General features: G+C 39.2%; 9 protein-coding genes. 1 reads left to right on the top strand and 8 read right to left on the bottom strand.

The features are described from left to right. Nucleotides 1–205: 205 nt before the first annotated feature. The 5 genes from ADA55_RS01785 to ADA55_RS01765 form a co-directional block, all read right to left on the bottom strand. The gene (locus ADA55_RS01785; protein ID WP_048678274.1) at nt 206–1,186 is read right to left on the bottom strand and encodes an ABC transporter permease; all 981 of its coding nucleotides are present in this window, start codon (nt 1,184–1,186) and stop codon (nt 206–208) included. Next, nucleotides 1,179–2,090 (bottom strand): ABC transporter ATP-binding protein, encoded by a 912-nt coding sequence (locus tag ADA55_RS01780; protein ID WP_048678272.1) that lies wholly within the window; start codon nt 2,088–2,090, stop codon nt 1,179–1,181. The genes ADA55_RS01785 and ADA55_RS01780 overlap by 8 nt, the downstream gene beginning before the upstream one ends. Then, nucleotides 2,087–2,881 carry an SGNH/GDSL hydrolase family protein gene (locus ADA55_RS01775; RefSeq protein ID WP_048678271.1) on the bottom strand — a complete coding sequence of 265 codons (795 nt, stop codon included), beginning with the start codon at nt 2,879–2,881 and terminating at the stop codon, nt 2,087–2,089. Before ADA55_RS01775 ends, ADA55_RS01780 begins: the two co-directional genes overlap by 4 nt. Before the next feature lie 480 nt (nt 2,882–3,361). After that, nucleotides 3,362–4,558: an MFS transporter gene (locus tag ADA55_RS01770; protein WP_226990377.1), complete on the bottom strand. Its 1,197-nt coding sequence runs from the start codon at nt 4,556–4,558 to the stop codon at nt 3,362–3,364. Between the two features lie 64 nt (nt 4,559–4,622). Then, nucleotides 4,623–6,755, bottom strand: a complete 2,133-nt coding sequence (locus ADA55_RS01765; protein ID WP_048678267.1) for a PAS domain S-box protein — start codon at nt 6,753–6,755, stop codon at nt 4,623–4,625. Between the two features lie 373 nt (nt 6,756–7,128). Between ADA55_RS01765 and ADA55_RS01760 the strand changes: the two genes are divergently transcribed. Next, nucleotides 7,129–8,043 carry a YitT family protein gene (locus tag ADA55_RS01760; protein WP_226990376.1) on the top strand — a complete coding sequence of 305 codons (915 nt, stop codon included), beginning with the start codon at nt 7,129–7,131 and terminating at the stop codon, nt 8,041–8,043. A gap of 83 nt (nt 8,044–8,126) precedes the next feature. Here ADA55_RS01760 and ADA55_RS01755 read toward each other — a convergent pair whose 3' ends face one another. From ADA55_RS01755 to recQ, 3 genes are all read right to left on the bottom strand, one after another. After that, nucleotides 8,127–8,321, bottom strand: coding sequence for a cold-shock protein (locus tag ADA55_RS01755; protein WP_034307294.1), 195 nt, complete (start codon nt 8,319–8,321; stop codon nt 8,127–8,129). 855 nt (nt 8,322–9,176) lie between these two features. Next, a complete protein-coding gene (locus tag ADA55_RS01750; RefSeq protein WP_034307297.1) occupies nt 9,177–9,383 on the bottom strand; it encodes a cold-inducible protein YdjO-related protein in 207 nt (68 codons plus the stop codon). Nucleotides 9,384–9,507: 124 nt separating this feature from the next. After that, complete coding sequence (recQ, locus tag ADA55_RS01745) at nt 9,508–11,634, bottom strand: DNA helicase RecQ (protein ID WP_048678275.1); 2,127 nt, start codon at nt 11,632–11,634, stop codon at nt 9,508–9,510. Between the last annotated feature and the right edge of the window lie 390 nt (nt 11,635–12,024).

The raw sequence follows: 12,024 nt of genomic DNA, 5'->3' as shown, positions 1-12,024 counted from the left end.
GCCTCCTCGACGCAAGCGTCTGTGGGGTCTCGGCTAGCCAGTTATTCGGCTGGAGTGTCGCAAATTTCTCCCATCCATTGAGGGTTTCAGTTCATATAAAACAGTAAAATTTCATGTGGATAATCAGGTCTTGTTTTAAAAGCGACACTACCGAACCAATTATGTCAACAAACTGAAACAACTTATAATTTCTATAGGCTGTTTCTCAGTATACATCCCTCCGGGTAAATACTGTAAAAGATACAATTAAAGCAAGCGCCCACCAAACGAGCAGAGTAATGACGGAGGATAATAAAGTCATCCCTTCTATTGGCGGAGCCGTTCCGCTAATATAAGCGGTCAATTTCAAATTCACCATAAAGAAATATTTCGCTGATTCCCATGATGAAACCATATTGTTCAATATAGCTCCGGAAATCAATGCAGCCAGCATGATGCCCATGCCTGCAGGGGTGCTTCTCACCAGTACCGAAAGCATGAAAGAAAGGGTCCCTACCACAACAGCCACCAGCCAGACAAGTCCCAAATCCATCAATAGGAATTTCCATTGTTCCACTAGCCTTACTTCACTGACATCCACGTCAGCACCCTTCAATTCAAATCCGGTTATTACAGGGGCCCCCCAACCTTGATATCCGAAAACGATACCCGATAATAGGTAAGACAATAAGGCTGTCACCGCCACGATAATCGAAACCGATAATAATAATGTTACATATTTGCTCAATAAGATTTTCCAGCGTTCCACTGGCCGTGTCAGCAAAAGCTTGATTGTCCCTTGACTATTTTCGGAAGAAACCATATCACTAGCCACAATCATGATTAACAGCGGAATGAACAAATCGATTGCATTTTCCAAAAACATGCGTGTAAAAGTGGCTGCGCCTGGTTCTGAGGGATTGATATCATGATCGAGATAATATTGCTGCTGCTTCAGACTAACTTGCAGCTGTTCACGCCACTCATCGAGCATCCTATTGGAGCCCAATCGATTTTGAGTATCAATGATTTGCTGCTGAAGAGCTGCACGCCAATCATCCGTTCCCAACTTCTCCCGCTGCTCTTCCACTTGTTTGTATTGGGCATATGTAAACATCAGGACTAAAATTCCAACGATGAGACCGATTATGATTAACCGTTTCTTTGCCAGCAACTTCATCATTTCATTTTGGACCAAGTTATTCAATGCCCGCACCTCCCCCCGTAACTTGCAAAAACAATTCTTCCAATCCCGGGAGCTTTCGATTCATTTCATGCACCCTCACGCCTGCTTGGTTAAGAGCAGCATTCCATTCAGGTGTCTTAAGTTCATCATAGGCTGTAATGATATATTTTTGATCTAAGGTAATTTCGGTGAAGCTGCTAAGTATTTCCGCGCCCTTTTGAATAGGTTCCACCCGCCAAAATATCCGCTCCTGCGTGGATAATAAGCTCTCCACTGTATCCGTTTTAATAATTTCCCCACCTTTTATGATTGCGACCCGGTCACAAAGTTGCTGGATTTCACCTAACAAGTGTGAGGAAACCAGAACGCTCATACCTTCTTCTTCAGCCAACTTTCTGATGAATTGCCGCATTTCACGGATTCCGGCAGGATCTAGCCCGTTAGTCGGTTCATCCAAAATCAATAGTTTAGGGCTGTTCAGCATGGCCTGCGCGATTCCTAAACGCTGCCTCATTCCTAACGAATAGGTCTTCACTTTATCGTGAATTCTCGCTTGCAAACCGACGAGTTCAACAACCTCGTCCATTCTTGTTTCATCAACATCAGGTAACATTCTTGCGAAGTGGAGCAAATTATCCCAACCGCTCAAAAATGGATATAATTCTGGATTTTCGACGATGCAGCCCATTTGCTTCATAGCCTTCGTAAAGTCCTGACGAACATCATACCCGCATATATGGATGGAACCCGAGGTTGGCTTAATCAAACCGACCAACATGCGGATCGTCGTCGTCTTGCCTGCTCCATTCGGTCCTAAAAAGCCGAAAACTTCCCCTTCATTCAGCTCAAAATCAATTCCTTTAATAATTTCCCTTTTGCCAATCCTTTTTTTCAAGTCCCTGACAGACAATGTCACCTGTTTCATCGTTCCACATCCTCCCATTTTATTAAAGGAGCAACTCTATCAGCAATTAAACGATATCCCTTCTTATTGGGGTGAAATTTATCTGAATACAAATACTCATTTACCGACAATTGAAATAAATCAAAAGTTGGAACGAAAATTGCATTTTCATAAAGAGCCACGACTTCCGCCGTTTCATTATTCCAATCCCGTACGATTCGGTTCGTATCAAAGTCTTCATCCAAATCTATAAACGGATTATACAGCCCAAGCAACAAAATGGTAGCTGTATCATTGACTTTATTGATATCCTTAAAAATTTCATGTAAATTTCCCAAGAAACTCTTTTGTGATACAGTAATAGCTTCACGATCATATTCAAGCAGGGTCTTGCCTTTTTGAAATAAATCGTTACCCCCGATTGTAACTAAAATAACATCAGCAGCCTGGATTTGGCGCTTCACTTCCGGTTGTCTCACTTGCTGTACCAATTCTTTAGACACTTGTCCATTAATTCCGAGGTTATGAATGATTGGTTTTCTATTGTATTCACTCTTTAAATCTTCAATAACAAGTCCAACGTAGCCTTTCCCTGTTTCATCACCTGTGCCGCGGGTCAATGAATCGCCTATCGCAACTACCGTAAAATCATCGGGAAAATCATTTTTTTTAATGGCTGTTTCTTCGATCACTTCCTTATCGGAAGTTCCCTTTCCATAATGGTCCGTAATCGCCCATCCAAGACAAAATAAAAAAAACAGGCCGATAAAAGCTGATGCGATGGTAATAACCAACACTTTTGGTTTGCTCAAAAACACTCACCCTTCCATTCATTCTCTATCTTCCATTAAATCATATTATTTCCAAAAATAAAAAACTGATTGTTTTGGTTAAAATTCCCATTACATAAAAGCATATCTTTTATTAACTTACCGCGGAAAGGGATTACAAAAAGTGTTCCCTCTAAATTTTAAACAAAGTTGATTGGGTCGGTGGTTCGAGACTTCTGAGGGAAAAGCGTGTCCAAGGGAGACCCGGCAGGCGAAAGTGCAGCGGAAAGCGAGTGCCTTTCATTCCAATCAACGTGTAAATTGTACAAACCCTTAAAATATTGTAGACAAATCCATTATCAGCGAGTTTGTCTAGTGAGGGATTTTAATGAATCCCATACGGCCTTCAAAGAATGTTCATTCTGCTTGATCATTTAGCCTGCTTTCTCTCAAATTTGTAAATAGAATAGAGAAAGACCTCTTCACCATGATAGGCAAAGAGGTCCCTCGCTTTATTTTCCATCATTTTTCTATTATACCTATGGGTTTCCCCATAACTTTTAATTTTTTTTCATAACTCATGAGCCATATTGTAAGCAGCATTCCGATCAGCGTGAGTAAACCATAAAATAAATAGACCGCATATATTCCTGATTTATCCAATATTATTCCGCCGCTGAAGGTACTGAACCAGTTACCCAATCCATTGCCTATGGCGGAATAAAGCGTTATTGCCGTTACTGTAATACGTACAGGGACAACTTCCCTGATATATTGTAAAGCTGCAGGAATGAATAAGCCAAGTGAAAACCCTTGAATGATCGAAGACACATATACGGTAGCCAAACTCGGTTCGGTGAAGTACAAAACCCAGCGGACCAATGAGGCCGTACCAGCCAATAAGGTAATTGGCAGCAGGCCTATCTTATGAATCCAGGTACCTGCGATTCTCATAAAGGGGATTTCCGATAATACAGCTAAAAGGAACGCAATGCCAATTCCTGTATATGTCCCTCCCCTTGCCTCTACAAACAAACCGTAGTATACATTATTTGCAAGATTAGGACCAAAAAGCAAGAACGTTATAGCTAGAAAGATAAGGAATCGTTTCATGGTGATCAATTCTTTCATTCCGCCGAAAAGCTTCACCTTTTCCCCAGGCGGCTCTTCGGGCAAACGAAGAGCCAGACTAGCCGAGATCAAAAGACCGAAGAAAAAAGCATAAAATATCACGGAAGGACCCATGAAGGATTCAGATAATTTCCCCATTACAAAAACGGCCACACCGTAACCAAGTGATCCGAATAAACGGATTTTCCCATAATTCGATTTGATCTTCGTTGTATATTGAAGGGTGATGCTATCTGAAACAGGTATTATCGCACTTTGAAAAATAGCCAAAGCGACAGCAACGGATACTATAAGTAAATAATGATCGAACAGTAAGTAACCTAAACCAAATACACCAGCAAGCAACGATGTCATTGCCAGTATTTTTGCCGGTCTCCCGCTCCAATCACAGACAATTCCCCAAAAAGGTTGAAAAACGATCATCACTATCGGTCCAACAGACATGATGGTACCGATTTCAATACCTGACAAACCTGCCTCATTGGCTAAATAAACGCTTAATAGCGGTGTTAAACTTCCTACTGCAAAAAATGAAAAAAGGTAAAAAACTTTCAAGCTAATGATATTGACTTGCTTTTGTTTTTCCAAATCCAGTTCCCCCATGCAGACCTCTTATACAAAGTTGTTATTTTTTTCATAGCTTCCTATTAGGCTAAATAAGGAGCACAATATTAAAGACTGTACCTTTATTGACCTCGCTCTCGACAAAAACATTTCCGAAATGGCTTTCTATGATTTTAAAGCTGATCATTAAACCTAACCCATTACCAGATTTTTTCGTTGTGAAAAATGGTTCTCCCAGTCTCTTAAGCTGCTCTGGCGGAATCCCAATTCCTGTGTCGGTAATGGATATTTGCACTTTATCCCCTTTAATTTCAGTCATGACTTTTATGAACCCACCGTCAGGCATAGCTTCCATACCATTTTTAATGAAGTTCAATATGACTTGTTTTAATCGATTCTCATCACAACGAACGAAGATCTCTTCGTCATTACAATCCGAAATCAGCGTGATGTTCTTCTTCCTGGCTTCAAACTCCGTCAAAGATACAACATTTTGAATGATTGGCACAAGATTCTTCATCTCCAAATTCAATGCCTGTGGTTTGGCCAATTGTAGGAACTCTTCAACTATCTCATTCACACGATTGATTTCGTCCATGATTATTTCCAGATATTCTTGTTTATTTTCGTCCGTTTCATCCAATTGCAAAAATTCCGTATACCCTTTCATGGAGGTCAACGGATTGCGTATTTCATGTGCCACTCCAGCAGCAAGCTGACCGACAGCGGCTAATTTATCCTGCCGATGGAGCATCTCTTCCGATTGTTTACGCTCGGTTATGTCATATCTAATGGTTAAATACTGAAATGGTTTACCTTCTTCGCTGAAAAATGGAACAATTGTTGTATCGACCCAATAAAAACTGCCATCTTTCGCCTTGTTTCTAATTTCACCTTTCCAAACTTTGCGTTCACGGACGGTCATCCACATTTTTTCAAAGAATTCCTTTGAGTGGTATCCAGAATTAACGATCTTATGGGTCTGGCCTATCAATTCACCTCTCCCATAACCAGAAACCTCCGAGAACTTTTCATTCACTTCGATAATGACTCCTTTATCATCGGTAATCGCCACAATCAAGGATTGGTTGATTGCATAATGCATATCTTCCAGTTCTTTAATTGACTCCTTTAAAGCACTTTCTGCTTTTTTACGACTGGAAATATCCGAACGGATGGAAATATATTGATATGGTTTACCCTTTTTCATAAAAGGAACGATAGTTGTATCCACCCAATATACATTACCATCTTTTGCCCGATTGCATATTTCACCATGCCATGTTTTCCCTTGGCTGATCGTTAGCCATAAGTCAGTGAAAAATTCTTTCGGATGATGACCAGAATTGATTATGGAATGATTTTTTCCTATTAGTTCATGTTTTTCATATTGAGATATTTCCAGGAATTTTTCGTTAACATATGTAATGATCCCATTTGCATCCGTGATGGCGACGATCGCCGATTGATCTAAAGCATAACGGATATCGCTTACAGTATTATCACTTTTTGCTAACCGCCGGCCCACGATTGTACTTGAAGCTATCAAGCTGGCAAGGATGAATAATGAAACGAAGCATGTAAGATAAAGCATAAATGGAGTGAGTGGAACAAATTCACCCGCTTCATTTTTCGCGTTCATCGGTAACACCCTTACAAAAAGATAATAGCCTTCAATGATTGCACCACTCATCAAAAGAGTACTGACTGGTTTTAGCGAAGATTGACTTAATTTATTAAAATGAAATAATATGGCAAGTGCTGCTACAAATAAAATAAAGATGCTGAAAAGCGTACTGAAGACCGATAATGGGTTAAAGTGCAAAGAGTGGTTTAAAGAAGATGTTCCCATTATATAATTGGATAATAGGGCCATCGTAAACATGAAACCGCAAAAAACGATTTGCAGGACTTGTGTTTTATACGAAATGGCCAATAACCCAACCCCTGCGAGAGCGATCGCTAATGCTAACGAAAAAATTATTGTAGAAAAGTTGTATGCTGCCATTCCTGAATTATCGAGGGTGAAAATAACAACAAAATTAAGCGTCCAAATAGCCACTCCCATAGAGCAGCTGCTCCCTATATACACAAGGCGTTTATATCTCTTTATCGTCAGTAATGTTGTCAGTAAATCCAACGCCGTATAACAAGCCATTATTATCAAAAGTACTGCAATCATAAAGAGAACAGGATTTGATGCTACAATTGATTGTTCCATTTTTTTACTTGATCACCTCAAACGTTCTATTCTCCTATATTGTAAAGGAAATTCATAGTACCTCAAAGGTTTTTTATTTCCTTATTCCTATATATTTACACATCGATTCTTTCAGTGCACCCCATATCTCAAGAAAATGCTGGTTTCTTTCATAAATTCAATAATATTAGAAATACTATTGTTTTGTATGGAGTAGAATAAGAATACATGGTAATGACAAGCATTAACAACCCTGTTTCTTCATAACAGGACGTTATCAATGATACCAATAATTATTCAGGAATATATGAATCAGAATGTTAATTTCTTTATTTAATTATACCTATAGGTTTATAATTAAATAGAACCTATATAGAGAGAAGGAGTGGGTGGCATGATTATGTCAGACCTGGCAGGTGCAAGTACAACAGAAATTATGCAAAAGAAGACCCAGCATAAAAAATTAACACTGAGACAGATTTTACAGAGAGGTCTATTAATTACAATCGGTGCGGTTTTGATGGCTGTCGGCCTCGAGATTTTTTTAGTGCCGAATAACGTAATCGACGGGGGCATAACGGGTATATCGATTATGTTATCTTACATCACTGGATGGAAGCTCGGAATCTTTCTTTTCATTTTGAATCTTCCTTTCTTTTTTATCGGTTATAAACAAATCGGCAAAACCTTCGCATTATCTACCCTTTATGGAATTTTAATCCTTTCCATAACCACTACATTGCTTCATCATGTACCAGCTTTCACTCAAGATATCCTCCTAGCGTCCGCTTTCGGCGGAATGATTCTTGGCATTGGTGTTGGAATGGTCATTCGATATGGCGGCTCTTTGGATGGTACAGAAATACTTGCTATACTCGCTAGCAAGAAGCTCCCTTTTTCCGTTGGGGAGATCGTCATGTTTTTTAATTTATTCATCCTTGGCAGTGCGGGCTTCGTATTCTCGTGGGATCGTGCCATGTATTCGATCATAGCTTACTTCGTGGCATATAAAACGATGGATATCGTCATCGCAGGTTTGGACGAATCCAAATTTGTCTGGATTATCAGTGATGAATTTAATGATATTGGTGATGCCATAATGAATCGCCTTGGACGGGGCGTAACCTTTTTAGCTGGTGAAGGTGCATATTCCGGTGATGATAAAAAAGTCATCTTTTGTGTAATAAACAGGCTTGAGGAAGCTAAACTTAAAGAGATAGTCAAAAGCTTCGATCCATCTGCATTCCTTGCTGTAGGGGATATCGCGGAAGTCCGAGGCGGTCGATTCAAGAAAAAAGATATCCACTAATCATTCATCTGCTTTTTGCTTCATCCAATTGGCAGAAAGATAAAAAAAGCTGAAGGGAATCCCCTTCAGCTTTTTTTATAGCCTTAATAGTTTCTTGGATTGTTAATTGCTTGAAGCATTCTGGTGCCGGGTTTCATCTCGCTGCTACATAACGGACAAACGTGTTCATCATTACTTGTAAAGTTATCGCGAATCCAACCTTTGCAATCTTCTGATGTACATTCCCACACCTTTGTTTCTTCAGGAATGATTTCTTCCGTATTATTTCTTCTATACATATATCTCACTCCTTAGAATTGAATTGACTCCGTCCTGCATAACAGATCACAAGCCATAAAGATAAAAGAAGAATAGATGGCGTTTAATCTAAATTGTGAGTAAATAACCATTCGCAAATTTAAGTATGATTATTGTTCTTTCAACCAAACTTTTTGAATGGTAAGAACTTGAGATTACGGCATGAATTTTTCATATCTCAGTTACCATTATATCATATATATGCTTTATATATTTGAGGAAAGATTCTAAAAAAGAAAGTATTCCCCAAAATGAAACACAGTCCCGGACTTACCCTTCAGATAATCGAGACTGCGCCTGTTTAAGAATCCATTCCATATGGTTCTTCCTGCTCGTTCGTTGAACATTTCAAATCGAAGCGAGCACGAGAGTAATTTTTAATGCCAAAACCTAAAACAATGAAAGCCCTGCCTCTCTCCCATCCATACGGTTCCTAGACCGTGCCTGCGAGAATCAGATAAAAGCTTGTAAGTACATGTTTATTAATTAAAACCGTCCGTAATTCCAATTGGGTAGATTAAATTCCAAAAGACAAATGGTACATAGAAGTAAGTTAATGAAGAACAGAAATGGATCGAGGAAAATACTTGGTGATAACATGTATTTCTTTTTTCTAAATATGTTTAACTTGTTTCTACTTCATCATGAAAATGATGAAAAATTATTTTATTAATAAAAATGTTACTTTAAATTACCCTCCAGTGCATTCTTTTCATAACACTGAAATTTAATAATATCATACATATCTCTATATGTAAAGCATTAATCCAAGATAAAAACACTCCGCCATCCTTTCTTCTCAAAATAAAAAATAAAGAGGCTTTGATTCACCTCTTTTATTTAAACGCATTATACTCATTTTCAATTTTTGGGAGCTCCCTGATTTCTTCAACCAATTGACTTCCACACATTGGGCAATCATAGTTTTCCGAGGCAAAATCTTTTCTCATCCAACCATTGCAATCCGCTGATCCGCATGCATATACTATCGTATCTTCCATAACTATTTCTGGTTCCTCTGAATTCTTTTTACCAAAATACATGAGCAACCTCCTCTTTTTTATAAAGACTCTGATTAAAGGAGCGAAATTTCACCTTTTTATCATTCCTAGTATACGCATTAAACCAAATTCTTATTTATTCAATGAAGAAATTATCCATAAAACCTTAACACCTTTCGTTTTCCAGCCCTGCTTTAACCAAGATCGCTTTGATCATAAAGTAGGAAATATGTTCGGGCAGAGCTTCTTTAAGTGGTTTCAATTTTTCTGAATCCAATTGTTTCGCAGTTTCCAAAACAAGATTGAACTCTTTATCCAAGAAAATCTCATCCCATTTAATATCCAGGTTTTCTTCTGCACACTTTAATAAATGATTTTCAATTGAAATGGAAGACAGCCCTCTCAATGCCCCTATTTCCTTGATTGATTTGCCTTCCTGATATAAGCGATAGCTCTCTAAGTGAGATGGTTTAGTCGATCGCTTTACCATTTCCTTTGTAATCATAGTATTCGTATCTAATTCAGGATGTGCCTGTACATACTTGGAAATACCTTGTAAGAATAGATTTCCGAAGCGTTCGAATTTCTGTATGCCTACCCCTTTGACTTCCAGGAATTCCTCTTCAGTCCTCGGCAGTTTGAGGGCCATATCTTTTAAAGATGCATCGGAAAAAATAATGAATGGAGGTACATTTTCCTTGCTTGCCAATTCTTTTCTTAACTGTCTTAGCTCTTCGAATAATCCATGATCTGCGCTGATGCTGCTTACTTTTTTTATTTCCTTACGCAGGACTTTTTTCTGTCCCAATAGCACTTCCCTGCCTGCATTGGTAACCTTGAGTACCGGAAACTGGCCGCCTGTCATTTCTATGTACTGTTTTGCTGTCAGGAAATCAATGAAATCACCAACATCCTTCGCAGTTTGATCATTGATGATACCATAGGTTGAAAGCTTCTGGAATCCGAACTCTTCAATTTTCTTATTGCGTGATCCCGTAAGCACTTGGGAAATCATCGTTTTACCGAATCGCTCACCCATTCGCAACATGCATGAAAGGACCATTTGTGCCTGTGTAGTTACATCAACTGAGTCACGTTTATCTGTACAATTTTCGCAATGACCGCAATCTTCAGGGTTTTTTTCTCCAAAGTATCGCAGAATGAATGCTTGCAAACACCCTTCGGTAAAACAATAATCCTTCATTCTGTTCAATTTCTTCAATTCCTGGGATTGCCACTCCTGAGAGGGATTTGATTGATCAATCAAGAAACGCTGTATCTGCATATCCTGAGGGGAATATAAGAGGATACATTCACTATCCAAACCATCCCTCCCTGCACGGCCCGCTTCCTGATAATAACTCTCCATGTTCTTTGGAGTTTGGTAATGGATGACGTATCTAACATTCGACTTATCGATTCCCATCCCGAAGGCAGATGTCGCTACCATCAAGGGAACGTCATCACGAATGAATTGATCCTGCTGTTCCGACCGTTCTTTTTCATTCATGCCAGCATGATATCGACCTGTTTTGAATCCGGCTTTAATAAGCTTGGCATACAAGGAATCGACTTCTTTCCTGGTGGCTGCATATATGATACCCGATTCATTTTTGTTTTTCTCCAAATAGCGCATTAAAAACCGTCCGCGATTTTCTTCTTTCACAACGGAAAAGAACAGGTTATCTCTAGAAAATCCCGTGGAAACTGTATGCTGTACAGATATTCCTAGCGACTGACATATATCATCGGTCACATGCGGTGTGGCAGTTGCCGTTAATGCCAGTACAGTCGGAGCAGATGGCATGTTTTTCAATAAGGTTTTGATTTTTAAGTAGCTTGGCCTGAAGTCATGACCCCATTGAGATATACAGTGAGCCTCATCAATGGCAACCAAAGAAATTTCCACATTAAATAGATCCTGTTGAAATGAAGGATTTTCCAAACGTTCAGGTGCCACATAAACCAGCTTATATCTACCGTGCTTAATATCATTCATTCTATTGGATGATTCTAACCCAGAAATGGAGCTATTAAGAAACGTGGCATCAATTCCATTTTGTTCGAGGGCATCTACTTGGTCTTTCATCAAGGAAATAAGTGGGGATATTACGAGTGTTACACCTGGTAACAGAAGGGCTGGAATTTGGTAACATATTGATTTACCTCCGCCAGTAGGCATGATTCCCGCTGTGTTTATTCCTCCTAAAACCTGTTCGATAATCTGTTCCTGACCTTTTCGGAATGACTCATAACCAAAGTATTCTTGTAAATAATCACGTGCTTTTTCCATCAATTTAATTACTCCTCCTTTTTCCCTTGCAAGGATTTATAAGGATCTATTTCTTTCATTGTACCTGCTTTTCCCGTGAACCAAAAGGACTAAAAAAACAGACACATTATGTTTGTGTCTTCATTTATTTAGGATTTGTACAATTTGGACGTTGATTTTCCTCTCCAGGCACTCCGTTTTCCTTGGGCGGACCGCCCTCGGCGGCTTTGCGCCTGCGGGGTCTCCCCTGGACACGCTTTTCCCGCAGGAATCTCGCACACCCGCTCCAATCAACTTTGTTTTAACTTTTAGATAGAATCCTTTTGTCTACAAACTGAAAGCAGACACAATATAACTGTGTCTGCTCAGACTGTAGACAAACTCGATGAAAATCGAGTTTGTCTATTTTTA

Origin of the sequence: Bacillus sp. 220_BSPC (assembly GCF_001054655.1) — a bacterium.
In the GTDB taxonomy this organism is placed as follows: Bacteria; Bacillota; Bacilli; order Bacillales; family DSM-1321; genus Peribacillus; species Peribacillus frigoritolerans.
This window is presented reverse-complemented; position numbering and strand designations above follow the sequence as displayed.

Excerpts from the sequence above, each read along its gene's own strand:
- ADA55_RS01780 (WP_048678272.1), bottom strand. The coding sequence starts at position 2,090 with ATGAAACAGGTGACATTGTCTGTCAGGGACTTGAAAAAAAGGATTGGC.
- ADA55_RS01765 (WP_048678267.1), bottom strand. The coding sequence starts at position 6,755 with ATGGAACAATCAATTGTAGCATCAAATCCTGTTCTCTTTATGATTGCA.
- ADA55_RS01760 (WP_226990376.1), top strand. The coding sequence starts at position 7,129 with ATGATTATGTCAGACCTGGCAGGTGCAAGTACAACAGAAATTATGCAA.
- ADA55_RS01755 (WP_034307294.1), bottom strand. The coding sequence starts at position 8,321 with ATGTATAGAAGAAATAATACGGAAGAAATCATTCCTGAAGAAACAAAG.
- ADA55_RS01750 (WP_034307297.1), bottom strand. The coding sequence starts at position 9,383 with ATGTATTTTGGTAAAAAGAATTCAGAGGAACCAGAAATAGTTATGGAA.
- recQ (WP_048678275.1), bottom strand. The coding sequence starts at position 11,634 with ATGGAAAAAGCACGTGATTATTTACAAGAATACTTTGGTTATGAGTCA.